The organism is Jannaschia seosinensis (genome assembly GCF_001408515.1).
GTDB lineage: Bacteria > Pseudomonadota > Alphaproteobacteria > Rhodobacterales > Rhodobacteraceae > Jannaschia > Jannaschia seosinensis.
The window spans coordinates 27,639-53,468 of the sequence record NZ_CYPR01000109.1 but is presented as its reverse complement, the minus strand read 5'-3'; the positions used below and the strand labels follow the sequence as shown (position 1 = coordinate 53,468).

22 protein-coding genes and 1 other RNA gene are annotated in these 25,830 nt (G+C 65.7%); 11 read left to right on the top strand and 12 right to left on the bottom strand.

Translation table 11 applies throughout. The features are described 5' to 3' along the window. Nucleotides 1-429 (top strand): transposase (locus tag JSE7799_RS09075; protein WP_186201797.1); only part of this gene is annotated, 429 nt, incomplete at its 5' end. 36 nt (nucleotides 430-465) lie between these two features. On the opposite strand, the gene JSE7799_RS09070 is transcribed toward JSE7799_RS09075, so the two are convergent. Beyond that, on the bottom strand, nucleotides 466-1,197 hold the full coding sequence (locus JSE7799_RS09070; protein WP_055663332.1) for a GT-B fold glycosyltransferase domain-containing protein: 732 nt from the start codon (nucleotides 1,195-1,197) through the stop codon (nucleotides 466-468). After that, a complete protein-coding gene (locus JSE7799_RS09065; RefSeq protein WP_055663331.1) occupies nucleotides 1,194-4,319 on the bottom strand; it encodes a valine--tRNA ligase in 3,126 nt (1,041 codons plus the stop codon). The genes JSE7799_RS09070 and JSE7799_RS09065 overlap by 4 nt, the downstream gene beginning before the upstream one ends. A 196-nt stretch (nucleotides 4,320-4,515) precedes the next feature. Between JSE7799_RS09065 and JSE7799_RS09060 the strand changes: the two genes are divergently transcribed. Then, nucleotides 4,516-6,813 carry a xanthine dehydrogenase family protein molybdopterin-binding subunit gene (locus JSE7799_RS09060; RefSeq protein WP_055663330.1) on the top strand — a complete coding sequence of 766 codons (2,298 nt, stop codon included), beginning with the start codon at nucleotides 4,516-4,518 and terminating at the stop codon, nucleotides 6,811-6,813. Beyond that, a complete protein-coding gene (locus JSE7799_RS09055) occupies nucleotides 6,800-7,897 on the top strand; it encodes a T6SS phospholipase effector Tle1-like catalytic domain-containing protein (protein WP_055663329.1) in 1,098 nt (365 codons plus the stop codon). Before JSE7799_RS09060 ends, JSE7799_RS09055 begins: the two co-directional genes overlap by 14 nt. A 38-nt stretch (nucleotides 7,898-7,935) precedes the next feature. Here the strand turns inward: JSE7799_RS09055 and JSE7799_RS09050 are convergent, their stop codons facing one another. Next, nucleotides 7,936-9,246 carry an HlyC/CorC family transporter gene (locus JSE7799_RS09050; protein ID WP_055663328.1) on the bottom strand — a complete coding sequence of 437 codons (1,311 nt, stop codon included), beginning with the start codon at nucleotides 9,244-9,246 and terminating at the stop codon, nucleotides 7,936-7,938. Nucleotides 9,247-9,698: 452 nt separating this feature from the next. On the opposite strand from JSE7799_RS09050, the gene JSE7799_RS21675 reads away from it, so the two are divergent. Then, nucleotides 9,699-10,277: a VPLPA-CTERM sorting domain-containing protein gene (locus tag JSE7799_RS21675; RefSeq protein ID WP_055663327.1), complete on the top strand. Its 579-nt coding sequence runs from the start codon at nucleotides 9,699-9,701 to the stop codon at nucleotides 10,275-10,277. A gap of 169 nt (nucleotides 10,278-10,446) precedes the next feature. Here JSE7799_RS21675 and JSE7799_RS09040 read toward each other — a convergent pair whose 3' ends face one another. Further along, the gene (locus JSE7799_RS09040) at nucleotides 10,447-11,367 is read right to left on the bottom strand and encodes a site-specific tyrosine recombinase XerD (RefSeq protein WP_055663326.1); all 921 of its coding nucleotides are present in this window, start codon (nucleotides 11,365-11,367) and stop codon (nucleotides 10,447-10,449) included. Continuing rightward, on the bottom strand, nucleotides 11,364-12,863 hold the full coding sequence (locus tag JSE7799_RS09035) for a hypothetical protein (protein ID WP_144431629.1): 1,500 nt from the start codon (nucleotides 12,861-12,863) through the stop codon (nucleotides 11,364-11,366). The genes JSE7799_RS09040 and JSE7799_RS09035 overlap by 4 nt, the downstream gene beginning before the upstream one ends. 174 nt (nucleotides 12,864-13,037) lie before the next feature. Here JSE7799_RS09035 and JSE7799_RS09030 point away from each other — a divergent pair, with 174 nt between their 5' ends. From JSE7799_RS09030 to JSE7799_RS09020, 3 genes are read left to right on the top strand one after another with little or no spacing between them, the layout of a single operon-like run. Then, the gene (locus JSE7799_RS09030; RefSeq protein ID WP_055663325.1) at nucleotides 13,038-13,634 is read left to right on the top strand and encodes a shikimate kinase; all 597 of its coding nucleotides are present in this window, start codon (nucleotides 13,038-13,040) and stop codon (nucleotides 13,632-13,634) included. After that, nucleotides 13,631-14,725 (top strand): 3-dehydroquinate synthase, encoded by a 1,095-nt coding sequence (gene aroB / locus JSE7799_RS09025; protein WP_055663324.1) that lies wholly within the window; start codon nucleotides 13,631-13,633, stop codon nucleotides 14,723-14,725. The genes JSE7799_RS09030 and aroB overlap by 4 nt, the downstream gene beginning before the upstream one ends. A gap of 60 nt (nucleotides 14,726-14,785) precedes the next feature. Continuing rightward, complete coding sequence (locus JSE7799_RS09020; protein WP_055663323.1) at nucleotides 14,786-15,955, top strand: mechanosensitive ion channel family protein; 1,170 nt, start codon at nucleotides 14,786-14,788, stop codon at nucleotides 15,953-15,955. Nucleotides 15,956-15,961: 6 nt separating this feature from the next. On the opposite strand, the gene JSE7799_RS09015 is transcribed toward JSE7799_RS09020, so the two are convergent. The 7 genes from JSE7799_RS09015 to JSE7799_RS08990 all read right to left on the bottom strand — a co-directional run bounded on the left by JSE7799_RS09015 (nucleotide 15,962) and on the right by JSE7799_RS08990 (nucleotide 20,439). Beyond that, a complete protein-coding gene (locus JSE7799_RS09015; RefSeq protein ID WP_055663322.1) occupies nucleotides 15,962-16,192 on the bottom strand; it encodes a ribbon-helix-helix domain-containing protein in 231 nt (76 codons plus the stop codon). After that, nucleotides 16,189-16,374 (bottom strand): DUF4169 family protein, encoded by a 186-nt coding sequence (locus JSE7799_RS09010; RefSeq protein WP_055663321.1) that lies wholly within the window; start codon nucleotides 16,372-16,374, stop codon nucleotides 16,189-16,191. The genes JSE7799_RS09015 and JSE7799_RS09010 overlap by 4 nt, the downstream gene beginning before the upstream one ends. A gap of 159 nt (nucleotides 16,375-16,533) precedes the next feature. Beyond that, nucleotides 16,534-17,925, bottom strand: a complete 1,392-nt coding sequence (fumC, locus tag JSE7799_RS09005; protein WP_055663320.1) for a class II fumarate hydratase — start codon at nucleotides 17,923-17,925, stop codon at nucleotides 16,534-16,536. An 85-nt stretch (nucleotides 17,926-18,010) separates the two neighbouring features. Further along, the gene (locus JSE7799_RS09000; RefSeq protein WP_055663319.1) at nucleotides 18,011-18,496 is read right to left on the bottom strand and encodes an SspB family protein; all 486 of its coding nucleotides are present in this window, start codon (nucleotides 18,494-18,496) and stop codon (nucleotides 18,011-18,013) included. A gap of 70 nt (nucleotides 18,497-18,566) precedes the next feature. After that, nucleotides 18,567-18,908, bottom strand: a complete 342-nt coding sequence (locus JSE7799_RS08995) for an MmcQ/YjbR family DNA-binding protein (RefSeq protein ID WP_055663318.1) — start codon at nucleotides 18,906-18,908, stop codon at nucleotides 18,567-18,569. A gap of 59 nt (nucleotides 18,909-18,967) precedes the next feature. Continuing rightward, nucleotides 18,968-19,318: a transfer-messenger RNA gene (gene ssrA, locus JSE7799_RS19695) on the bottom strand. Between the two features lie 80 nt (nucleotides 19,319-19,398). Then, nucleotides 19,399-20,439, bottom strand: a complete 1,041-nt coding sequence (locus JSE7799_RS08990) for an ABC transporter substrate-binding protein (protein WP_055663317.1) — start codon at nucleotides 20,437-20,439, stop codon at nucleotides 19,399-19,401. A 335-nt stretch (nucleotides 20,440-20,774) separates the two neighbouring features. Between JSE7799_RS08990 and acuI the strand changes: the two genes are divergently transcribed. The 4 genes from acuI (at nucleotide 20,775) to JSE7799_RS22120 (ending at nucleotide 25,825) form a co-directional block, all read left to right on the top strand. After that, nucleotides 20,775-21,764, top strand: a complete 990-nt coding sequence (acuI, locus tag JSE7799_RS08985; RefSeq protein WP_055663316.1) for an acryloyl-CoA reductase — start codon at nucleotides 20,775-20,777, stop codon at nucleotides 21,762-21,764. 143 nt (nucleotides 21,765-21,907) lie between these two features. Further along, nucleotides 21,908-23,779 carry a BCCT family transporter gene (locus JSE7799_RS08980; RefSeq protein WP_055663315.1) on the top strand — a complete coding sequence of 624 codons (1,872 nt, stop codon included), beginning with the start codon at nucleotides 21,908-21,910 and terminating at the stop codon, nucleotides 23,777-23,779. Between the two features lie 95 nt (nucleotides 23,780-23,874). Further along, nucleotides 23,875-25,272 (top strand): cryptochrome/photolyase family protein, encoded by a 1,398-nt coding sequence (locus JSE7799_RS08975; protein WP_055663314.1) that lies wholly within the window; start codon nucleotides 23,875-23,877, stop codon nucleotides 25,270-25,272. A gap of 115 nt (nucleotides 25,273-25,387) precedes the next feature. After that, complete coding sequence (locus tag JSE7799_RS22120) at nucleotides 25,388-25,825, top strand: class I SAM-dependent methyltransferase (RefSeq protein ID WP_144431628.1); 438 nt, start codon at nucleotides 25,388-25,390, stop codon at nucleotides 25,823-25,825. Nucleotides 25,826-25,830 lie beyond the last annotated feature (5 nt).

The window sequence follows — 25,830 nt, the reverse complement described above, 5'->3', positions numbered from 1 at the left end:
CGCTGCCAGTTCCATCTCGCGCGCAACGCCATTCATCACGCTCCGAACGTCGAGAGCCGCAAGCGCATCGGAGCTGAGCTGCGCACCGTGTGGAATGCCAGCACGCTCGCCAAGGCAGAAACGGCCTTGGCAGAGATCGTCGCCAGCTATCGCACCTCTGCGCCGAAGCTGGCCGCATGGCTGGAGGAAAACGCGCCCGAGGGGCTCGCGGTCTTCACGCTGCCCGAGCACCATCGCCGCCGGCTGCGCACTTCAAACCCGATGGAGCGATCCGTCCAGCAGGAGCTCAAGCGGCGCACCGTAAAGGTCAGGGTCTTTCCCAGCGACGACGCTCTGCTGCGACTGGTCAGCGCCGTCCTCGTAGAGATCGACGAGAAATGGGCCTCCGAGACCAAGGCCTACATCAAATGGGAATGCCAGGATGCATGACCCGCTCTCAGCAGAATTTCCAGACCGCAGGTTGCTCTATCCGGCCGGACCAATTCGGTGCGTTGTGGCGAAGGCTTGCGGCGAAAAGGGCCGCCTCGTGCTGGAGGCGACCCTTTGGTCGAGCCAAGGGTCGAGCTCCTGCGTAACGATCTCGTCCGGCGGGTCATCACGGATCATCAGCGCCGCATCGCGAAAGGCACGGTAAAACGCCTGCGGGTCGTCGCCCAAAAACCAGCCCGCGTTGAAATAAAGATAGCGGCGCCAGTGATTGTCGGGCCATCTCGTGTCGAGCGTATCCGCCAGCCGCCCGCCGCGCCGTTCATGAAGAACGCCCCACATGTCGTTGAAATTGGGTCCGTAAAGGTCGACCTGCGGCCACGTTCCCTCACGTTTCATCGACGCAGAGGGGCGGGTGAAGTCGATGACAATATCGGCCAATTCCGCCGTGATTACTGTATCTGTGTCGAAGAACACGAACGGCCCGGCGGGCATTGCCGCCAGAGCCTCGATCTTGTTGCCGTAGGAATAGGCGCTTCCGAAGTGCCGATTCTCGAAAGGCGCGATCTCGGCATCGAGCGATTGCAGGAGGTTGCGCTGCGCGCTGTCTGGAATTCGCGGATCGTCCGGCCACAGAGGCCCCGGCTGCGGTTCCGCGACGATCAAGCGGCCGGACCAATTCGGTGCGTTGTGGCGAAGGCTTGCGGCGAAAAGGGCCGCCTCGTGCTGGAGGCGACCCTTCTGCCCGACGATCAAGATGTTGAACGTCACGCGATCTGGGCGAGCGCGTCCAAGGCGGATTGCAGGGCGCTCCGCTCGGCTTGCCGCGCCTCAAGATTGGCGCGGGTCTCCTCGACCACTTCCTGCGGGGCGGAGGCGGCAAAGTTCGGGTTGTTCACGCGCCCCTGCAGGCCTTTGATCTCCTTGTCGAGCTTGGCGGCTGATTTTTCCAGGCGCGCACGCTCGGCGGTGACGTCGATAATGTCGCCGAGCGGCAGTGCGAAGCGGTTGCCGCCGACCTGGACGGCAATGGCGCCCTTTGGAGCCTCCCCTTCGACCAGCCCATCGATCCGCGCAAGACGCGCGATAAGGTCTCGATTGGTTTCAAAGGCTTGCGCGGCGTCCTTGTCCCACTCGACGGCGACGACCGGAATATGCGCGCCGGCGGGGACATTCATCTGCGCCCGCGCCGACCGGATCGCCTCGATGAAGGCGATGACCCAGCGCATCTCTGACTCGGCCTTGGGATCAACGACCTCCTCGTTCAGGTCTTCGGGCCATGCGCCGTGGACCAGCATCCCTTCATGGCCGGTGACGCGCCAGAGTTCTTCGGTCACGAAAGGCATGAAGGGGTGGAGCATGGTCATGCACTGCTCAAGAACCCAACCCATGACCTGTTGTGTTTCCTGAGCTTCGTCGCCCTGCAGGATGGGCTTGGAGAACTCCACGTACCAGTCGCAGACAACGTTCCAGACGAAGCGGTAGAGCGCGGCGGAGGCGTCATCGAACCGATAGGCGGCAAGCGCGGCATCGACCTCGGCGCGGGCGCGGGCGGTTTCCCCGATGATCCAGCGGTTGACGGTGATCTGAACATCCCGGGGTAGGCCGCGACCGCCTTCGGCCCCGAATTGTACAGAATTCATTTCGGCAAATCGGACGGCGTTCCAGAGCTTGGTGCCGAAATTCCGATATCCCGCGATCCGCTGCGTCGACAGCTTCAGGTCGCGGCCCATCGCCGCCATTGACGACAAGGTGAAGCGGACTGCATCGGCGCCGTATTCGTCGATCAGGTCAAGCGGATCGAGGACGTTCCCGAGCGACTTCGACATCTTCTTGCCCTTTTCGTCGCGGACGAGGGCATGAACGTAGACGTCGTGGAAGGGAACGCGGTCGGACAGGGGCTTGGTGTCGTCGGTGACGGCAAGTTGCATCATCATCATCCGGGCGACCCAGAAGAACAGGATGTCGAAGCCGGTGATGAGGGTGGAGGTCGGGTAGTACTTGCGCAGCTCCTCCGTCTCCTCGGGCCAGCCCAGCGTGCCGAGGGGCCAGAGGCCGGATGAGAACCAGGTATCGAGCACGTCGGGGTCGCGGAATGCCGGCACCACGATCGGCCCCTGCTTCTGCCGGATCAGGCCCTCGGTCCGCGTGTTGAGACCAGCGAGGTCGTCACGCAGGATGTCCAGCGCGGCGGCCTCGTCGGCGACGATGCGGATGTCGGCATCCTCGCCGTGGATCAGGCGCAGATGACGCAGCGCCTCCTCCTCGTTCGGGGCGCAGATCGGAAGCCAGTCGGCATCGCCGTCGGGATCGCTCGTGTACCAGACCGGTACCTGGTGACCCCACCAGAGCTGCCGGGAGATGCACCACGGCTCGATGTTCTCAAGCCAGTGGAAATATACCTTGCGGTCGGCCTCGGGCATGATGCGGACGGTGCCGTCGCGGACGGCATCGATCGCGGGTTGAACGATCTTGGCGGTGTCGACAAACCATTGGTCGGTTAGCATCGGCTCGATCACCACCTTGGAGCGGTCGCCGTAGGGCTGCATGATCGGCTTGGCCTCGACCAGCGGGACGAGGTCGTCGGCATCGGTGCGCGGCTCGCCGCCTTCCTCGGGCGCAAGGGGCGGCTCTCCGGTGGCGGCCTTGCCGGAGGAGGCCGCGCCGACGCCGAGACGGGGATCGGTTGCGGGCACCATGACGGCCAGCCCCTCGGAGGTGATCTCGTCCACGACCTTCGCGCGAGCCTCGAACCGGTCGAGGCCGCGCAGGTGGTCGGGGACGAGATTGATGGCGTCGATCTCGGTCTCCGACATCTCCGCGCCTTCGCGCAGCTTGACGGCGAGGGCGGCGGCCTCGGCGTAGGGCACGCCGTCGTCGCGCATCCGGGCGCGGGTATCCATCAGGCGGTAGCAGGGGATGCCCTGCCGCTTGGCGACCTCGTAGTCGTTGAAGTCGTGCGCGCCGGTGATCTTGACCGCGCCCGAGCCGAAGGTCGGGTCGGGATAATCGTCGGTGACGATGGGAATGAGGCGGCGATGCTCCTTTGGTCCGACGGGAATTTCGCAGAGTTTCCCAACAATTGCGGCATAGCGTTCATCGGATGGATGAACCGCGACCGCCCCGTCGCCCAGCATCGTTTCAGGGCGCGTGGTCGCAATGGCGATGTAGTCGCGCGTCTCGGTGAAGAGGATGTTCCCGTCCTCGTCGCGCTCCACGTATTCGTAGGTCGCGCCGCCAGCGAGCGGGTAGCGGAAGTGCCACATGTGGCCCGGCGTCTCGACGTTCTCGACCTCCAGATCGGAGATCGCCGTCTCGAAATGCGGATCCCAGTTCACGAGCCGCTTTCCGCGGTAGATCAGCCCGCGCTCGTACATCTCGACGAAGACGCCGATGACGGCATCGTGGAAGTTCTGCTGGCTCGGGTCGGGATCGCCCGGCGCCCCGCCCATGGTGAAGGCCTCCCGGTCCCAGTCGCAGGAGGCGCCGAGGCGCTGAAGCTGACCGATGATGGTGCCGCGGGACTTCGCCTTTTGCTGCCATACGCGGTCGAGGAAGGCGCCGCGGCCCATCTCCTGTCGGGTCGGCTCGCCGTTGGCGGCCATTTCGCGCTCGGTCACCATCTGGGTGGCGATGCCGGCATGGTCGGTGCCCGGCTGCCAGAGCGTATCGAAACCGCGCATCCGGTGCCAGCGCACGAGGATGTCCTGCAGCGTGTTGTTGAAGGCGTGGCCCATATGCAGCGAGCCGGTCACGTTCGGCGGCGGGATAACAATGGAGAAGGTCTCCGGCCGGCTTGCGTTGGCACCGGCGCGGAAATGGCCGCCCTCGATCCATTCGCGGCTGATGCGGGCCTCGGCTTGCGCTGCGTCGAACGTCTTTTCCATCGCCATAATGCTCTCCGTCGTGTTGCGGGTTCGGATAGCCGTTGACCCGCCGGAGGGAAAGGGCGGGCGCGGCGACGGGCAGGTGGTCCGGCGCGAAAGGAGCGGGAAGGCCGCGGCGGCGTTGCCGCGACCCGGCCGCCTCTGGACTGTGGCGCTTGCCCGGTTAAGGTTCCCCGCGACCCATGCACGCCCGGAGAGACAGATGGAAAAGTTCGGCCTCAACCAATCGACCCGACGTCACGAGGATCCGCGGCTGCTGTCGGGGGGCGGCGCGTATGTGGACGATACCGCGCCCGAGGGCGCGCTACATGGATACATGCTGCGCTCGACCGTTGCGCATGGCGAGATTACGTCGCTCAATGTGGCGGATGCGCGCGGGATGGAGGGTGTGCGGCTGATCCTGACGGCGGACGATCTTGACGCCGCGGGGATCACCGAAGGAATGGCCACGACGCCCGCCCGCAATCGCGACGGATCGAAAGGGGCGACGCCGCGTCGGCCGCTTCTGGCGCAGGAGCGCGTACGCTTCGTGGGCGAGGGCATCGCTTTCATCGTGGCCGACGCGCTCGCCCAGGCCCGCGATGCCGCCGAGGCGATCGAGGTGGAGATCGACGAGCTTCCCGTCAACCTTGGGTTGAAGCCCGGCGGGCCGCAGATTCATCCGGAGGCGCCGGACAACCTTGCCTATGATTACGGCAAGGGCGACGAGGAGGCCTGCGACGCGGCTCTGGCCGGGGCTGCGCGGGTGGTCGAAATGAGCGTGGACGACACGCGGATCATCTGCGCCTCCCTCGAGCCGCGGGGCAACTGGGCCGAGTGGGACGGCGGCCGTCTGCATGTCTGCGTCAACGGTCAGGGCGTCTGGGGGCCGCGCGATCAACTGGCGCGCATGCTGGGGCTGGAGAGAGATGCCGTGCGGGTGACGACGCCGGATGTCGGCGGGGGCTTCGGGATGAAGGGCATGACTTATCCCGAGATGTTCCTGACCGCGCAGGCCGCGCGGATGCTCGACACGCCCGTACGCTGGATGGCCGACCGGTCGGAGTCGATGCTGTCGGACAATGCGGGGCGCGACCTGATCTGCCGTGCCCGTTTGGGTTTCGACGCCGACAATCGGCTGGTGGCGTACCGGATGGACAATGTCTGCAACCTTGGGGCCTACAATTCCGGCTACGCACAGAACATCCAGTCGGAGTTGTTCTCGAAGGTCATGCCGGGCTGCTACGACGTGCAGGCCTGCTACATGACGTCGAAGGGGTTCTTCACCAACACGACGCAGGTCGACGCCTATCGCGGTGCGGGCCGTCCGGAGGCGATCTACGTGCTGGAGCGCGCGATGGATTATGCCGCGCGGGAGCTGGGGGTAGACGGGTTCGAGCTGCGGCTGAAGAACTTCATACAGCCGGATGCCTTCCCCTACAAATCGGCGATGGGCGAGACCTACGACGTGGGAGATTTTCCGCGCGTCCTGACTCGCGCGATGGCCGAGGGCGACGTCGCCGGGTTCGCCGCCCGACGTGCCGAGAGCGAGGCGGCGGGACGGCTGCGCGGGCTGGGCGTCTGCTACTACATCGAGTCGATCCTCGGCGCGCCCGACGAGACGGCGGAGATCGAGTTCACCGAGAATGGACGCGCCATGCTCTATGTCGGCACGCAGTCGAACGGGCAGGGGCATGACACCGTCTATCGCCAATTCCTTGCCACCGATCTGGGCATCCCGCCCGACATGATCGATGTCGTCCAGGGCGACAGCGACCGGATCGCCAAGGGCGGCGGCACGGGCGGTTCGCGGTCGGTCACCACGCAAGGATCGGCCAACAAGGCGACGGCGGCGAAGGTGCTGGAGAAGTTCGCGCCCTTCGTGGCCGGGATGCTGGAGGTCGATGTCGTCGAGTTCGACGAAGGCGTGTTCCGCGCGCCGGGATCGAACCGTGTCGTCACGATGCTGGAAGCCGCCGAGGCGGCGCGCGCGGCCGGCGAGACGGAGCTTCTGCGCACGCAGGAGACGGCGACCCTGCCGGGGCGGTCCTATCCCAATGGCTGTCATCTCTGCGAGATCGAGATCGATCGCGATACCGGCAATCTGGAGGTCGTCCGCTATACCGTCGTCGACGATTTTGGCAATCTGATGAACCCGATGCTCGCGGAGGGACAAGTGCATGGCGGGGTCGTGCAGGGGATCGGGCAAGCTGTGTCCGAGCGTGTGGTCTATGACGAGGACGGGCAGCTTCTGACTGCGTCCTTCATGGATTACGGGATGCCGCGCGCGCAGGGCCTGCCGATGATCGCCTTCCACTCCGAGCCGGTCCCCTCCACCGCGAACGTGCTGGGGATGAAGGGCTGCGGCGAGGCGGGGACGGTCGGCGCGATGGCCGCGGTGGGCAACGCCGCGCTCGACGCGCTCTGGCCGCTGGGTCTGCGACAGGTCGACATGCCCCTCACGCCGTCCCGCGTCTGGGCGATGTTGCAGACGGCGGAGGGCGCGATTGCCGCTGAGTAAGCTGCTCGCGCGGTTCTTCTCCCGCCACCCGGCGGGAGAGACCCGCGAGACGCGCGACGAGCCGCCGCAGGGGACGACGCATGTCGTTCTGCTCGACGGGACATTGTCGTCGCTCGAAGCGGGGCAGGAGACGTCCATCGGCCTGGTCTACAAACTGCTCGACGCCGAGACGGATCACTCGCTCTACTATGAGCCGGGCATCCAGTGGCGCGGCTGGCAGAACGTGGACGAGGTGATGGCCGGCGTCGGGATCAACCACCAGATCCGGCGCGCCTATGCGTTTCTGGCGCAGCGTTATGCTCCGGGCGACCAGGTGTTCCTGCTTGGCTATTCGCGCGGGGCCTATGCCGTGCGGGCGTTGGCGGGGATGATCGACCGGGTGGGCCTGCTGACGCCTGAGCATGCCGACGAGGATCGGGTCCTGCACGCCTACACGCATTACCGTGACGACCCGACCCTGCCGGCGGCGAGAAGCTTTGCCGCGCGCTACTGCCATTCCCGCGTTCGGATCGAGGCCGTCGCCGTCTTCGACACGGTTCAGGCGGTGGGGATCCGCTGGCCGATCCTGTGGCGGCTGTTCCCGGAGGTGCACGCCTTCCGGTCGCACCGGCTGGGGCGAAGCATCGCACACGGTCTGCACGCGATGGCGCTCGACGAGACGCGGAAGGCATACGCGCTCGACCGCTGGCGCACGCATGGAGAGCGGACGGCGAGCGTCGAGCAGGTCTGGTTCCGGGGCAGTCACGGCGATCTCGGCGGGCATCTTGCGGGGGCCGATGCGGCGCGTCCGTTGGCGAATGTGCCGCTGGTCTGGATGTTGTCGCGGCTGGAGGCGCTGGGGCTCGCCCTGCCGGAGGATTGGCGTGCGCGGTTTCCGACCGATCCGGATGCGCCTTCGGCCGGCAGCTGGCGCGGGTTCGGGCCGTTCTTCCTGTCGCGGTGTCGGCGGAAGGTGGGGCTCGATGGCAGCGAATGGCTGCATCCGACCGCCGAGGGGCACCGCGCGGCGGCTGGCCTGCCGGTGTGGCGGGAGACGCGCGTGGATCGCGGGGAGGTGGCGCGCATGTCCGTCGCGGCCCGCTAGGCCGGTCGCGACGACGGGATGCCCGCGCGAAGGCGGTCTCAGCCCAGCGGACGGATCCGCAGCTGGGTGATGCGGTTCGCCTCGCGCGCGGCGACCTCGAAACGGAAACCGTGGAAGCTGAAGACCTGTCCCACGATCGGGATCGTCTGCGCCTCGTGGATCACCAGACCCGCCACCGTGTTCGCCTCATCGTCGGGAAGCGTCCAGTCCGTCCGCCGGTTCAGGTCGCGGATCGTCATGGCGCCGTCGATGACGTAGGTGCCGTCGGCATCCGGCTCCAGCATCTCCTCCTCGGGCGTGTCGTACTCGTCGGTGATCTCGCCGACGATCTCCTCGAGAATGTCCTCCAGCGTGATCAGCCCCTGAAGCACGCCGTACTCATCCACCACCAGCGCGAAATGCGTGTGCCGCGCGAGGAACTGGCGCATCTGGTCGTCGAGCGTGGTCGTCTCGGGGATGAAGTATGGCTCCATCATCACTTCGGTGACGTCGAAGGCAGTCAGCGCCGCAAGCCCGCCGCCCTCGCCGCGCAGAAGCCGGTCAATGGCGCGCAGCAGGTCCTTGGTGTGGAGCACGCCGATGATGTTCTCGGGCTCATCGCGGTAGACGGGCAGACGGGTATGGCGGCTGGCCAGCACCTGGTCGAGGATCTCGTCGGGCGGGCTGTTGACGTCGACCATCTCGATGTTCGAGCGGTGGAGCATGATCTCCTCCGCGAACCGCTCCGACAGGTCGAGCGCACCGAGCAGCCGGTCGCGATCCTCCTTCTCCACCCCTCCCTCGGTATGGCCGAGCGTGATGGCGCCCATGATCTCTTCATGGGCGGACATGATGTTGCGGTCGGGGTCGGTCGTCACGCCGAACGCACCCAGCACCGCGCGAACCAGCGCGCGCACGAAGGAGACGACGGGGCTGAAGATGGGAATTACGATCGCGATAATGGGCGCCACGAGCGACGAGGCGCGTTCGGGGTTGGTGATGGCATAGGTCTTGGGCATGACCTCGGCGAAGACCAGCACCAGCGCCGTCATCACGAGCGTCGCGATCGCCACGCCGCCCTCGCCGAACAGTGCGGTGAACAGCGCGGTGGCCAGCGACGCCGAGAGGATGTTGACGATGTTGTTGCCCAGCAGGACCGAGCCGATCAGCCTCTCGCTATCCTCGGTCACGTCGAGCGCGCGGCGGGCCGCCGCCGATCCCTTGTCCGCCTGACTGCGCAACTTGGCGCGCGAAGCTGCCGTCAGCGCCGTCTCGGAGCCGGAAAAGAAGGCCGACAGGACCAGCAGGAACACGATGGCCCCCGCCGTTCCGAGGGTCGCGCCCCAGTTGATGGTGTCGATGCTATCCATGGGGCGGTTATGGGGCGCGGATTTCGGCTGGGCAAGGCGAGGTTTGCGGCAGGGGCGGTTACCGGGAGGTGCTCGCGGCCGGAGTGCAAGTTGCGGCGGCGGAGGCGGGTCCGACCCGTTGCCCGCGATTGGCTGTCGTCTCCGGGTGCTGTCCTGCAAGCGGTGCGCGTCGCGCGTTTATTTGTGGCGATGCGGAATTGCAAAATCGTCAGGGTGTCACAATTGCGGTGCGACGGCGCCGGGTTTTGCGGAGGGACCGCCCGCTCGACGTGGGATTCCCTTTATTTTGTGGGGTTTCGGCGCGAAGATTCCGCGGGCGCGCGGGCGATCAATCTGTGGGTGATGCGGTGATGTGGCGTTCACGTTTCCTTGACATCTTAACCTTTCTTTAATACCTCTTTCCGGTGCGCATGAGAGAGCGCTTTGATTTTCTTTTTTGAGGGGACCCTCAAATGAATACCTTGAAGACATTGGCCGTCGCTGCGGTCGCGGCTGTGACCATGGCGGCCGGCGCGTCGGCTGCGACGGTGCAGACTGGCACGAAAAGCGTTGACATCACTTGCACGAAGACCTGTGCATACTGGGACCTCGGTCTCAGCCCCGACGGGTTCAGCGCGACAAGCGGTGACTGGCTCAGCCGAAGCTACGGGAATATCGGCAACAGCAACAGCAAGGCGAACCGTCTGACGTTCGTGAACAACGTGCTGGGCACCAGCTACACGTCGCAGTCGGAAAGCTCCGATAATATCAGCAACGTGGATTCGCTCGACTCGTTTTCCGGCGGTGACAACGGCGGGTGGAGCGGTTCGGCCGGCTACTACCTCGCCTGGGGCGGGTTCGATCCGCGTTACGTTCTGATCAAGAGCGACTTTGCCGACAACACGTTCACTTGGAACGCAACCGGCAAAGGCTCGGGTCTCAGCGGCGTTGACGGATTCGACGTGGCCCCGGTTCCGCTGCCGGCTGCGGGATTTCTCCTGCTCGGCGGTCTCGGCGGTCTGGCCGCGATGCGCCGGCGCAAGAAAGCCTGAGCGCGCCCGCTACGGGACATGGAATTTACGAGGGGGCGGTCCGGTGGGCCGCCCTTTCTGATTGTCGGCAGGTTGCCTGCCCCGAAAATCGCGACGTCGGCATCAAGTCGTCAGTCAATGCTTGACGCGGTGCGGCCGGAACCTGCGGCGACGCGGTTACGAAGCGCCCTTACCTCTCTGCCAAAGGATGCTTCGTCAGAACCAGTTCCCTCAGCCGCGTCTCCAGCACATGGGTGTAGATTTCGGTCGTCGCGATGTCGGCATGGCCCAGCATCGCCTGGATCGCGCGCAGGTCGGCCCCGCCCGACAGGAGATGCGTGGCGAAGGCGTGGCGGAGGATGTGGGGGCTGACGCGCCCGGGGGCGATTCCGGCCCGAGCGGCGAGCGCCTTGATGCGGGTGTGGAACCAGACGCGGGAGACGTGGCCCGCCTTGCCGCGCGCGGGGAACAGGAAGGCGGAGGGTGCGGTGCCCTTTTCGCGCCCGGCCGTATCCTCCGCGGTGTCGCGGTGAGAGAGCCAAGCCGACGTGGCCGCGCGGGCTGCGGGCGAGAGGGGCACCATCCGTTCCTTCCCGCCCTTGCCGCGCACGAGCAGCATCCGCGGATCGCCGCGCGCGGCGGCGACGGGGAGGGTAACGAGTTCGCTCACCCGCATTCCGGTCGCGTAGAGAAGCTGCATCAGGCAGGTGTCGCGCAGACGTTCCGCCTCAGTGACGCCCAATTCCTCGGCGGCGTTGAGGAGCGCGTCGACCTCCGCCTCCGAAAGCGTCTTTGGCAAAGTCTTCGGCTTGGCAGGACCGGTGATGCGGATGGCGGGATCGTCAGAGCGCAACGCTTCGTCATAGGCGAAGCGGTGCAGCCCCCGGATCGCCGAAAGCCGCCGCGCGCGTGTCGAGGCCGCGAGACCCTCGGCCTCGCACGCGACGAGGTAACGCTCGATGTCGCTGCGTTGCGCGGTCGCGGGAGAGAGGCCCCGCGCCTCAAGGTGGGCGGTGTAGTCCTCGAGATCCCGGCGATAGGCCATCAACGAATTGAGCGCCGCGCCACGTTCCGCCGCCTGCGCCTCAAGGAAAAGCTCGACCCACTTCACAGCAGCAAAAGCTGCAACGCTGTTCGCCTCGCGGCGTCGTCCAGCCCGGCCTCGCGCAGGAAGGCCAACGCCGCGGCCACGTCCTGCGGGTCGGTCGCATCGGGATCGCTCAGTGTGGTGGCGATTTCCAGCAGTGCCTCGCCCAGCCGGCCCTCGGCGGCGAGTCCGGTCAGATCGGCGGGGGCCGGGCCGGTCAGGCCGTCGGAGATCGCTTCCGGCAGCGGGCCCTGCGGCGGGGTTGAGGCGAAGTCGCCTTGCGCGATGGCGACGGCGAAGGCTTCGCGCGGCGTTTCCGGCGCGACACTGGCCGCGACCCGTTCATACGCCGGCGACAGCAGTCCCAACCGCAGGGCGAGCGCGCGCGGCGGCCCGTTGAGGCCAGCCAGCGCGACGCGTTCGCCATAGAGGGCGGCGAAGGGCACCAGAAGCCCGGCATCGCCCATTTCGGTCATCGCCTGGGGCAGGGATGCGGCGATCCGTTCGGCATCTCCGGACATGAGCGCGGTGTCGAGCGCCTGGATCGCCGCCGCGCGGTCCCAGACGCCGCCCGAAGCCGACGGCCGCGCCTCGGTGTAGAGCGCGAGCAGACGATTCGGGTCGAGCGCCTGCGCCCGCGTCAGCCGCTCCGCCGCCTCGATCCGCGCCTTCCAGCCGGTCGTGTGGCGCAGATCAGCGGCCGCGAAGGCCAACGGAAGATCGCGGGTGGGCGGGGCCTCGCCGATCCCGTCGAGCAGGCGGAAGGCCAGCGGCGTCATCGGCTGCGGCGGCGGCGGTGGCGATTCGCCCTCGAACATTTCGGGGTCGAGGAAATGCGCCACCAGCCGGTCCTCTTCCTCCGAGATCGCGCCGAGCGCTCGGCCGGTATCGAGGGTGAGTGCCGCCGCCGCCCAGTCGCCGGTGCGCGTGAGGCAGAAAATACGCGCGGGCAAGGTCGGCGCCACGCCAGGATTCGCCGTCATCGCATCGCAAGCCCGCGTGTCGTAGCCCGTCAGGAGCGATGCATCCCACCAGCGGCGGAATGCCTCCGGATCTGTGGCACCCGCGCGTTCCAGAAGGGCCTGCGCCTGGTCCAGCGCACCGAGCCGCAAAAGCCCATCGACCCGCGCGAAGAACAGCGCATCCGGGTCGGCCGTCGCGCGCGGAGGGTCCAGTTCCGCCAGAAGGAGCATCAGGACAAGGTCCTGCATCGCCGGCAGCGCGTCCGGCGGCAAATCCGCGATCAGCCGTGCCACGCGGTCCGGATCCGTAGCCGCAAACAGGTCACGCGGCAGCCCCGTGAGCGAGGGCGACAGAAGGCCTACCGCGTCGCGGCGCATGCCGCTGAGCGGCATCGTCGTCACCTCCGGTGCGGTCAACGGCTTCGCGGCGGGTTCGGTCGCGGTCTTCGGCGCGCGAAGCGACTCCGACAGCCACGGGATCACCGAAGCCGGTTCCTCCTCGGCGACGGCGGGCATTGCGGCGAGGATCAGGGCGCCGATGAGCGGACTAACCCGCATCAATCTCGATCGTCGTGCTGCGCGGTACCGTCTCCGGCTCCATGAGGTAAGAGTAAGCCCAAAGGCCGAGAACCGCGATCACGGTGAGAATCAAAAGGTATTTCAAGAACCGGAACATTGCCTGTCTGCCCGTTATCGTTGCATCCATCTTGGAGGCCAGAGATATACTTGTCCATGCGGCAGGTCACACGAAGGGGTCATGCGTTGCGAAACGTCAGCGGCAAGACACCGGAAACCCGGCCGCGCCTGATACGGCCCGTCGTGCTTGTCGGCATGATGGGGTCGGGGAAGACGGCGGTCGGTACGGCCCTTGCCGAACGTCTGGGCGTCCCGTTCCGCGACACCGACGAGGCCATGGTGGACGCCGCACGCATGTCCGTCGCCGAAATTTTCGCGCGCGACGGCGAAGCGTTTTTTCGCGCCCGCGAGACCGAAGTGCTTCGCCGTCTATTGGGGGAGGGACCGGGGGTCCTTTCGACCGGCGGCGGGGCGTTTCTGCGCCCCGAGAACCGTGAGGAGATTGCGCGCCGGGGCGTCTCCGTTTGGCTTGAGGCCGACGCGGAGCTTCTATGGAACCGGGTGAAGCACAAGACGACGCGGCCGCTCCTGCTCACCGAAAATCCGAAAGGAACATTGATGGATCTGCTTGCCGCGCGCACGCCTGCCTATGCCGAGGCCGATCTCAGGGTGAGGTGCGACTCGGCCTTCTCGATCGCGGATATGGCCGGGCGTGTTGCCGGGGCCCTGCACGAGGCGGGGCACCTGGAATGAGTGAGGTAGTTCATGTTCCGCTGGGTGCGCGCGCCTACGATGTGCATGTCGGCCGCGGTCTCATGGCGCGGGTGGGCGCGGCGATTACGCCGCTTCTGCGTCGGCCGCGCGTTTTCGTGGTAACCGAAGAACGGGTTGCCGCGGCTCATCTTTCTGCCCTGCGCACGGGGCTGGGCGATATTGCGGCGGAGGTTCTGACCCTGCCGCCCGGTGAGGCGACGAAAAGTTGGAACCAGCTTGCCCGCACCGTCGAATGGCTTCTCGATGCGAAATGCGAGCGCGGCGATGTCGTGGTCGCGTTCGGCGGCGGCGTCATAGGCGATCTGGTGGGTTTTGCCGCGGCGATCCTGCGCCGCGGCGTCCGATTCGTGCAGATCCCGACAACGCTTCTGGCGCAGGTGGACAGCTCCGTCGGCGGCAAGACGGGGATCAACACGCGCCATGGCAAGAACCTCGTCGGAGCCTTCCACCAGCCGAGCCTCGTTCTGGCCGATGTGGATGTGCTCGACACGTTGCCCGATCGCGATTTTCGGGCGGGATATGGCGAGGTGATGAAATACGGGCTGCTCGGGGATGCCGATTTCTTCGCTTGGCTTGAGAAGAACGGGCCGCGGCTTGCCGGCGACCCGGACCTGCGCGCCGAGGCCGTGCGCCATTCCGTCGCGATGAAGGCCGAGATCGTCGCGCGCGACGAGACCGAGCAGGGAGACCGGGCGCTTCTCAATCTGGGGCATACGTTCTGTCATGCGCTGGAGGCGGCGACGGGTTATTCCGACCGACTGCTTCATGGCGAGGGGGTCGCGATCGGCTGCGCGCTGGCTTTCGAGCTTTCGGCGCGGATGGGTCTTTGCCCGCAGGAGGAGCCGAGCCGCGTGCGCGCGCATCTGGCGCGGATGGACCTGATGCGCGACCTGCGCGACATTCCCGGCGACCTGCCCGACGCGGAGGCTCTTCTCGCCCTCATGGGGCAGGACAAGAAGGTTGTGGCCGGGCGGCTGCGCTTCGTTCTCGCGCGCGGGATCGGCGACGCGTTTGTCACCGACGCGGTGGATCCCGAAGATGTGCTGGCAGTGCTGCGCTTTGCGGCCTGACGGCGGTCTTCCGGCCAGCTCCCTTCGCAATTACCAAAACTCTTCCTAGATTGCGCCACCATGGAACGACTGACTGACCTCTCCGCGCGGCTTGCCGCGCTTCGCACGGACTTGCCGCTTTTCGTCGAGCCGCTGCTGGCGTTGGCGGTTGCCATCGCGCTGGCTCTGATCGCGCTGAACATCGTTTACCGCATCGTGTTCCGGCATTTCACGGACGGCGACTCGCCGCTGGCGCAGTTTCTGCGGCGTGCGCGGCGGCCGCTGCGTCTGGGTGCGGTACTTCTCGCGATCGGAGCGGTCTCGCCGGGGCTGGCGCTGTCGGTCTGGGGGCGCGAGGCGCTGCAGCATGCGGTGCTGGCAGGCGTGGTCGTCCTGATCGGGTGGAGCGTGTTAATCGCGGTCGATATCCTGACCGCCCGCTCGGTCCGCAAGCATCGGTTGGACGTGGCAGACAACCTGACGGCGCGAAAGTATCTTACCCAGATTCGGATCCTGAAACGCGCGACGAAGATCGTCACCGTCATCCTGACGATCGGGGCTGTGCTGATGACTTTCGAAGGTGTCCGCGAATACGGCGTCTCGCTTTTTGCCTCGGCGGGCGCGGCGGGTCTGGTGCTGGGTTTTGCCGCGCGGCCGGTTCTCGCCAACCTGATCGCGGGCGTGCAGATCGCCCTGACGCAACCGATCCGGATCGACGACGTCGTCATCGTCGAGGGCGAATGGGGCTGGATCGAGGAGATCTACGCCACCTATGTCGTCGTGCGCATCTGGGACTGGCGCCGCCTGATCGTGCCGCTGAGCTACTTCATCGAGCAGCCGTTCCAGAACTGGACCCGCGAATCGGCGTCGATCATGGGATCGGTGTTCTGGTACGTCGACTACACGATGCCGGTCGCCGAAATGCGCGAGGTCGTGGAGCGGATCATCTCCGAGAGCCCGCACTGGGACGGGCAGGTGAAGGTTTTGCAGGTCGTCGACGTGGACAAGGACGTCATGCATCTGCGGGCGCTGATGTCTTCTCGCAATTCGCCAACGAATTGGGATCTGCGCTGCGAGGTGCGCGAGAAGGTGATGGCTTGGATGCAAGAGGCGCACCCGGAGGCCCTGCCGCGTCTGCGCGGGGAGATGGAGATGCGCGATGGCTGGTCGATGACCGGCAATCCCGGCGGACAGAGCAAGGGTCCGGAGGCGCCGCAGCGCGTTCCGCAGGAGATGAAGCGTCAGGAGTGAGTGCGCTCAGACTTTGGCCGCGGCCTGTAGATCGCGCAGGACGGCCACGCGAATGGCCGAAGCAAGGCCTGCGCTGATACCGCGTTCGCGGTCGATCTGCGCGGCGAGCGCGTTCACCGACATCTGCCGTCGACGTGCAAGATCGACGAACGCGATCCAGAACGCGTCCTCGAGCGATACGGAAGTGCGATGCCCGTGCAGGGTGAGCGAACGTTTGCGCGGCCGCGCGTCGTTCATCTGTCGCGATCTGGTAGGTGGCCGTCGAGGTCGCGCGCGCGCTTCTCGGACTGCGCCTTGTCGCGAAATTTTTCGGCCTTCGTGCGGCCATGCTTGACGGCATTCGCGTCGGCGCGCTGGCGTGCCTCGGCCCGCGCTTTGGCTTTGCGTGCGCCGGAGAGGGAGATGATCTTGCCGCTCATGCCGCAACGTTAGCCGAGCGGCGCGACGAGTTCCAGATGGTGCGGCAGGGTGCAATAGGGGTTTCGCAGGGCTAGGCTGGATGCCGAAGCCGGAAGGTCCGGCTTCGGTCTTTTCTCAGCGATGTTCCGACGCGTGATGGTGAAAAAGATCGGCAGCGCCTATTTTGGGCCGATCATGTCCTCCGGGCGCACGACGCGGTCGAAGGTTTCGGCATCAACAAGCCCGAGCCCGATCGCCTCTTCGCGCAGCGTCGTGCCGTTCTTGTGCGCGGTCTTGGCTACTTTGGTCGCGTTGTCGTACCCGATGGTGGGGGCGAGCGCCGTGACAAGCATCAGGCTCTCCTTCATCAGCCGGTCGATGCGTTCGACATTGGCCTGCGTGCCGACGACCATGTTGTCGGTGAAGCTCGACGCCGCGTCGCCCAGAAGCTGCATGCTCTGCAGGACGTTGTAGCTCATCATCGGATTGTAGACGTTCAGCTCGAAATGCCCTTGGCTGCCGGCGAAGCCGACCGCGGCGTCGTTGCCCATGACCTGCGCGCAGACCATTGTAAGGGCCTCGGCTTGCGTCGGGTTCACCTTGCCCGGCATGATCGAGGAGCCCGGCTCGTTCTCCGGCAGGATCAACTCTCCCAGACCGGACCGCGGGCCGGAGCCCAGAAGCCGCATGTCGTTGGCGATCTTGAACAGCGAGGCGGCGACGGTCTTCAGCGCGCCCGAGAACATGACCATCGCGTCATGGGCCGCCAGCGCCTCGAACTTGTTCGGCGCGGTGACAAAGGGCAGCCCGGTGATCTGCGCGATTTCGGCGGCAACCTTCTCGGCAAAGCCTGCGCGCGTGTTGAGGCCGGTGCCGACGGCCGTGCCGCCCTGCGCCAGCTCGTAGATGTCGGGCAGGCAGGCTTCGACCCGCTCGATCCCCTTGGCGACCTGATGGGCATAGCCGCCGAATTCCTGGCCCAGCGTCAGGGGGGTGGCGTCCTGCGTATGGGTGCGGCCGATCTTGATGATGTCAGCGAATTCCTCGGATTTGGCGGCCAGCGCCTCGTGCAGCTTGCGCAGGCCGGGCAGCAGCGTGTCGCGTGCCATCATCCCGATGGCCACGTGCATCGCGGTCGGGAAGGTATCGTTGGAGGACTGCCCCATATTGCAGTGATCGTTCGGGTGAACCGGCTCCTTGGTGCCGATGGTGCCGCCCATGATCTCGATCGCGCGGTTGGCGATGACCTCGTTGGCGTTCATGTTCGACTGCGTGCCCGAACCGGTCTGCCAGACGACAAGCGGAAAATTGTCGTCGAACTTGCCGGCCACCACCTCCTGCGCGGCCTGCCGAATTGCGGCGCCACGTTCGCCGTCCAGATCGCCGAAGTCGACATTGACCGCCGCGGCGGCTTTCTTGATCACGCCGAGGGCGCGTACGATGGCGACCGGCTGCCTTTCCCAACCGATGGGAAAGTTTCGGATCGAGCGCTGCGTCTGCGCGCCCCAATATTTGTCGGCGGGCACCTCGAGGGGGCCGAAGCTGTCGGTCTCGGTCCGGGTTTCGGTCATGTCATACGCTCCCTTTCGCTGTTGCCGCGGGGTCTAGCGAAGCGGGCGGGAGGCGTCCATCGTTCCTGCTATGGACCGCGCGAACTCAACTTTTGCGGAAGCGGTCGAGAGAGACGACCTCGGCCTCCTTGCGCGGCGCATCCTCCGTCTCGACTTCGGAGAACGGCGCCTCCTCCTCCATCCCGCCGGGATCGTCGGGGTCGTCATCGTCCCGATGCTCGAAGCGGAAGCCGAACTCGACCGAGGGATCCACGAAGGTCTTCATGGCGCCCCACGGGATGACCAGCGGCTCCGGGTGGTCGCCGAAATTCAGCGTTACGGTGAAGTCGTCGTCGCGAACCTCGAGGTTGTCGAACCAGTGCTGGAGCACGATCGTCATGTCCTCGGGATACCGTTCCTGCAGCCAGTCGGCGATGTCCACGCCGGGATGGTTGGTGTCGAACGAGATCAGGAAGTGATGATCGCCCGGCAGCCCTTCGCGCGAGACGCGGTCGAGCACCTTGGCGATCAGCCCGCGCATCGCGTCGTGCATCAGCACACCGTAGTCGATGCGGTCAGATTTTCCGGTCATGGCCACGCTCGCCCCCGTCGGTATCACCTACCGAAAGTAAACAGAGCCGGGACGGGGCGGCAAGGGGGCGTTAGCCCGGGAGCGTCCAGACGGGCAGGCGATCGTCGGCGTCTCCGGGCAATGCGCGGCGTGCGTGGTCGTAGGAGAGGGCGATACGGTCGCGCAACTCCCGCTCCGTCGCGCCATAGGTCGTTTCCTCCCATCCGGCGCCGCCGCCGGGCAAGTCCGCGCCGGGCGTCTGCCCTGTATGTCTGGACGAATCGTCCGTCGCACGCAGCGCCATGGCGTCGTCGCCGAGAGACGCGAAGACGGCCCCTCCGATAGTCCAGTCGCGGCGTCCGGGCGCGCGACGGTCGCCGGTCTTTGCGCCGGGCAACTCGGAGCAGATGCGGTCTGCTAGGGCACGAGTCATGAAAACCTCCGTCGGAACATGTCCGGGAGGTAGAGCATTCTTCGCGATTTGGGAGGGGAAGTGCAGGCTTCTGTTGCCAGGTGCCTGCGAACCCCGCCTTACGCTGCTAGGCGCAAGGGCTTAAAGTTTCGATCTTGCGGACTGCTTACGCAGCCAGCGCGACCGGAGCACGGTTGTCGTTGGCAACTGTACAATTTGAACCGATAACGGTGGTATCTCACCGAGCGAAAGCTAGCCCCTTTAGACGTCCGTCGATCCTGTTTCGGCCCCATGTTCCCCCAACGAGGGTGGTTGGTGGAGCCGCCGGGTACCGCCCCCGGGTCCGATCCGCTTATTACGGGTGCGTTTATCGCCATAGTCTCCGAAGGGACACGATGAAGATAGGCGGGGCTTCGGCGCCGATCAAGGGGCGGGGGACGATTTTTGCGGCTCGAAATTTCCGTAGGGGCCGCCCGGAAAGGCGACCCCGATCTTCATGCGCCGGCCCGGTTCAGAAGCCCGCCTTGATCCGCTCGAAGACCTGGGCCTGACGCTCACGCAGCTGTCCTGCGATCGGAAGCTGTGCGAGAACAGGTGCATCGACCGGACCCAGCCCGCCGGCCACCTGCTGCTCCTCGCTGATCTGCTCCGAGAACGCTGCTTGGTTAGCCTGGCCGAAGCCCGCTTCCATCAGCGCCTGCGTGGAGGATGCATCGAGGAGGGCGTTGACGTATTCGTAGGCGAGATCCTCGTCGCTGTCGCTTTCCGCCATGTTCACGTAGCCGCAGACCCAGAGCGAGGATCCTTCCTCGGCCTCGCGCTGATAACCGACCGGGAACTCCTCCTCGACCATCGTGGGCAGGGTCTCGTTCCAGGCCCAGGAGACGAGCACTTCGCCCGACTGCAGAAGCTGCGATAGTTCCCCGGGATCGACCCAGTAGGTCCGCATGTTCTGATGCGCCTGCCGCAGCCAGTCGGCCGCGGCCTCGAACTGCGCGTCGGTGACCTCGGACCAGTCCGTGACGCCGGTGGCGAGGTAGGCCAGCGCGAAGGCGTCGTCGACATTGTCCGGGATCGATACGCGGCCTTGATATTTCGGGTTGAGGAACACGTCGAGCGAGGACACGTCCTCCGCCGGCACCTCTTCGGCGTTGTAGGCGATGGCGGTCGAGCCGTAATCCGTCGGCAGGAAGTAGGTCTCCCCCTCGCTCATCACGTCGGTGCCGGTCAGATCGCTGTTGAGGCTGTCGAAGGCTTCGATGCGCGATGTGTCCCACGGCTCCACGAGGCCCGACTCGACGAACTTGGTGGCCGATCCCGCGCAGATATGCGTGACGCCCGGCGCCCTGTAGCCGGATGACAGCTTTTGAAACGCTTCTTCCTCGTCTCCGAAGAACGCGAAGTCCGGTGCCGTTCCCTGCGCCTCGATGTAGCGCGAGTGGAACGCCGGATCCTCGAAACCGGAATAGTCGAAGACGGTGAGTTCCTGTGCCATGGCCGGCAGGGCCGCAACGCATGCAGCGGAGGCGAGGAGGGTGGTGCGACGTGTCATTGATCTCTCCCGTTATGGACCGTTGATTGTGCGGAAAACTGGGCTCTGCGGCAGAGAATGTCTAGCGCGCGGCGCGTAGAGTTAGTCGTCTTAATCGCTGCATGGCCGGATGTTTCGATCCGAGCTTCTCAACGCCGGAAAGATGAGCACCCGGACGAAAAAACTTTTCCGAGCCCGCCAGGCACAGAGGATCCGCGACGCGCTCTGCGTTCGGAGGAGTTTCATTCCGGACGGGCACCCGGCATGGTGAAAGTCAGGCGGAGCTTCGGCAACGTCCAGACCTGCACGATGCGGGACGGGACGATCGGAGCGGATCAAAGGGAAAGGTTCCGGAGATGAGTGACACATTTCAAGCGCTGGTGGTGGAGAAAACCGAGGACGGCACGTCGGCCGCGGTCCGGGATTTGACGCTGGCCGATTTGCCGGAGGCGGAGGTGACGGTGGCCGTCGAGTATTCGACGGTGAACTACAAGGACGGGCTCTGCATTGGGCCGGGCGGGGGGCTTGTGCGGAATTACCCCCACGTGCCCGGCATCGATTTTGCCGGCACCGTCGAGGCCAGCGACGACGACCGCTATGCCCCGGGTGACAAGGTGGTCCTGACCGGCTGGCGCGTGGGCGAGGCGCATTGGGGGGGCTATTCGCAAAAGGCGCGCGTGCGTGCCGATTGGCTTGTCCCGCTGCCCGAGGGCCTGACGACGCGCGAGGCGATGGCAGTGGGCACGGCCGGTCTGACGGCGATGCTTGCCGTGCAGGCGTTGGAGGATCACGGGCTGAAACCCGGCCCGAAGCTCGTGACCGGGGCCGCGGGGGGCGTGGGATCGGTTGCCGTCGCGCTGCTGTCGGCGATGGGCCATGAAGTTGCCGCCGTGACGGGGCGGCCGGAACAATCCGATTACCTGACGGGGCTCGGCGCCACCCGAATCGTGCCCCGCGCCGATCTGGCCGAGACGGTGAAGCGTCCGCTTGAGAGCGAGACGTGGGGCGGCTGTGTCGACGCCGTGGGGGGGGCGATGCTGGCGCGTCTTCTGGGGCAGATGGAATACGGGGCGAGCGTCGCGGCCGTCGGGCTGGCTGGCGGATCGCATCTTCCTGCCACGGTGATCCCGTTCCTGCTGCGGGGCGTGAACCTTCTGGGCATCGACAGCGTGCTGCAACCCTATGAAAACCGTGTCCGCGCCTGGGCCCGCCTTGCGGATCTGCTGCCGCGTGACAAGCTGGAGGAGATAATCGTGCCCGCCACTCTGTCGGACCTGCCGAAGCTGGGCGAGGACATCCTCCAAGGGCAGGTCAGAGGACGCGTGGTGGTCGATATGAACGCGTGAACCTCGGGTTTTTTCCGCGCGACAACGAAAACCGGCAGGACGTGTCGCTTTTGGACCTTGATTGTGTCACAATCGGCTCATCCTCAGTGGCGACGTCCACTGGCATGCCCAAATCTCAGGAATAGAAATTAAGGAAAGCAGTAATGTCTTCGACTGACGACACGAGCAGTCACGGTATTCCCGCCCCGGAAGGGGAACACGACCTGATCGACACCGATTACGGCGTCGGTCAGGACAACAAGGATGGCAAGCTGGGGCCGTTCGGTTTCGATATTCACAACCCGGTCTTTCCAACTTCGGGCCTGGTGATCATCGCTTTCACATTTTACACGCTGGCCCTCCCCGAGCAGTCGGGGCGCTTGTTCTCGTGGCTGTTTGCCTCGGTCACGCAAAGCTTCGACTGGTTCTTTCTGCTGTCGGCGAACATCTTCGTGCTGTTCTGCCTGCTGCTGATCGTCACGCCGATGGGTTCTGTGCGTCTCGGCGGAGCCGATGCGCGGCCGGATTACAACTACGTCGGCTGGTTTGCGATGCTCTTTGCGGCGGGCATGGGCATCGGTCTGATGTTCTACGGCGTGTCGGAGCCGTTGACCCACTTCTCCACCGCGATGGGGGACGTCTCCTACGGGGTCAGTTACATCGGCGCTGGCGATCCGACCCAATTCGCTGAGCCGCTTGGCGTGGTCGCTCCGTCACCGGAGGCCGTTGAGGCGGCTCTGGACGGATTTGGTCTGGGCGACGCGCGCGCCGATTTCGCCGTCGCCACCGCACGGTCCGACTGGGCGCCACTGGGCGCGGCCTCGGGCGACGAGGTCGCGGCGGTTCGTCTGGGCATGGCGGCGACGATCTTCCACTGGGGCCTTCACCCCTGGGCGATCTACGCGGTCGTCGCGCTGGCGCTGGCGCTGTTCAGCTATAACAAGGGTCTGCCGCTGACGCTGCGTTCGGCCTTCTACCCGATCTTCGGTGAGCGGGTCTGGGGCTGGACGGGGCATGTCATCGACATTCTCGCGGTCTTCGCCACGCTCTTCGGTCTCGCCACCTCGCTTGGTTTCGGCGCGACGCAGGCGGCCTCGGGTCTGACTTACCTGTTCGGCACCGGCGATGCCGCCGAAGGGACGCGCACGTTCATCGGTTTGCCCTTCAGCAACGTCGAGGAGAGCGGGGTCGAGAACTCCGGAACGCTGCTGGTGCTGCTCATCACCGCCATCACGGGCGTCGCGCTGATCTCGGTCGTGCGCGGCCTCGAGGGGGGCGTGAAGGTCCTGTCGGAGATCAACATGGGCCTTGCGACGCTGCTGTTGCTGTTCGTGCTGTTCGTCGGCCCGACGCTGGCGATCCTGACCGGCTTCGCGGACAGCCTCCTCGCCTATCTGACCTACCTTCCGGCATTGTCGAACCCGTTCGGCCGGGAGGACGTAAACTTCAGCCAAGGCTGGACCTCGTTCTACTGGGCCTGGTGGATCAGCTGGTCCCCCTTCGTCGGCATGTTCATCGCCCGCGTCAGCCGGGGTCGTACGGTGCGCGAATTCCTGACCTGCGTGCTTCTGATCCCGTCGCTGGTCTGCGTGCTCTGGATGGCGGTCTTTGGCGGCACGGCGATTCAGCAGGTGCTGGTCGACGGTTATACCGGGGCGCAGGATGCGGCGCTTGAGTTGCAGCTCTTCCGCATGCTCGAGGCGCTGCCGCTGACGACGATCACGTCGCTGATCGGCATCATCCTCGTGATCGTGTTCTTCGTCACGTCGTCCGATTCCGGGTCGCTCGTGATCGACACGATCACCGCCGGCGGCAAGATCAACGCGCCGGTTCCGCAGCGCGTGTTCTGGTGCCTCTTCGAGGGGGCCGTGGCGATCGTGCTTCTGCTTTCCGCAGGGGGGCTGGCGTCGTTGCAATCCATGGTCATCTCCACGGGTCTGCCCTTCACGGTCGTGCTTCTGGTCATGTGCGTGGCGATCTGGCGCGGACTGGGCGCCGAGCGGCAGGTGATCAAGGAAGGCGTTCCGGCCGAATGACACCACACGCATCGCGTGTCTTGCGGGGGCCTCCGGGCCCCCGTTTTGCGTGGGGGCAGTCTTGCGCACGATTCGAGGCAAAGTAGGTTCACCACATGAACGACCAGACCAAACCCATCCTCTACTGGCTGCGGCGCGACCTGAGGCTGTCGGACAATCCTGCGCTGGATTGGGCGGCCGAGCAGGGGCGCCCGGTCATTCCCGTCTTTCTCCATGACGAGGTGACGGAGGATTGGGGCGCCGCGCCGCGCTGGCGCGTGGGCCTCGGCCTCGCGGCCCATGCCGACGCACTGGAGAGTCTCGGCTCGCGCCTGATCCTGCGTCGGGGCGAGGCGCTGGCCACCCTGCGTGCGCTGATCGCGGAGACGGGTGCGGACACTGTCGTCTGGAACCGCCTCTACGTTGCGAACGAGCGGGCGCGTGACGAAGGCGTGGAGGCTGGGCTGACGGATGACGGCGTCACCGTGAAAACGTTCCAGAGCCATGTCCTCTTCGAGCCGTGGAAGGTGCAGACCGGTGCTGGCAGCTACTACAAGGTCTACACGCCGTTCTGGAAAGCGGTCCGGGACCGCGATCCGGGGCCGCCGATTTCTGCTCCGTCGGAATTGCCTGCGCCGAGCGATTGGCCGGAAACGGAGACGCTGGCGGAATGGAAGCTTGGGCATGACATGCGGCGCGGCATCGATGTCGTCGCCCGCTACGCTCATGTCGGCGAGGAGACGGCGCAGGCGCGGTTGGCGACGTTCATCGAGGAAAAACTCGAAGACTACGCCCGGGCGCGGGACATGCTGGCCGAAGACGGCACAAGTGGTCTGAGCGAGAACCTGACCTATGGCGAGATCTCCGCCCGAGCATGCTGGGCCGCCGGACAGCGGGCGATGCAGGAAGGGCGGTCCGGCGCCGAAACGTTCCTGCGGGAGATCGTGTGGCGCGACTTCGCCCATCATCTGGCTTGGCACACGCCGCGTCTGACGACCTCTAACTGGCGGAAGGAGTGGGATGCGTTTCCGTGGCAAGGCGACAACGAAAAGGCCGAGGCGTGGCGACGGGGCTGCACGGGGCTTGACGTGGTCGATGCCGCGATGCGGGAAATCTACGTCACCGGGCGAATGCACAACCGGGCGCGGATGCTGGTGGCGTCTTACCTGACCAAGCACCTGATGACGCATTGGCGCGTCGGCTGCGACTGGTTCGGCGACGTGCTGATCGACTGGGATCCGGCAAACAACGCGATGGGATGGCAATGGGCGGCCGGATCCGGGCCGGATGCATCGCCCTTCTTCCGCATCTTCAATCCCGAGACGCAGGCCCGGAAGTTTGACCCGAAGGGGCGCTACCGCGACCGGTGGCTCGAAAGCGAAGAGTTCTACGAGGCGGTTCCCGAAGGCTGGCACATGACGAAGGGAGCGGACCGGCCGGATACGCCGATCGTGGGGTTGAAGGAGGGTCGGGAAGCGGCGCTCGACGCCTACAGGCAGCGGGGCGACGGCTGATCAGGTCGCCGGACTTGCCCGTGCGTCTCGGGTGCGGTCCGGCCGCCTCGACATTGTCCTCCCCGAGGGGCGGTGTTTCCGCCACGAAGGGGCCGCAATCAGGCCCCCGGCCGAGTTGATCGTCGGCAAACCAGATGCGATCGCGCATTCGTTCGCGAGGGGGATCAGGGCTCGATGGGTTATCTCGCCTAAGGTGGGGTATGTTTTCATCCAGCAGGTCGCCGGCTTGGGCCTTCTGCGCGTATGGGAGAAGTTAAGCTTCTACATGGTGCGGAACACCCAAAGGCATACCCGGCGCAACCTCGCGACGCATTATGACTTCGGCAACAGTTTCTGTCGTATCTGGCTCGATGAAATGTCGACTTGTTCCGCTAAGCTTTTCGAGACTGGGCAAAACAGTGTCGAAGCGGCGCTGACCGCCAATTACGCGTCGATCGTCGACCGGATGGAGCTGATCGAGGGGGAAATATGTTTTCGAAACCGGCTGCGGCTCGGACGGATCCGCAAGATGCGCGGCCGCCAAGCGGGGCTTCGGGTCATCGGTCTGACCTAAAGCCG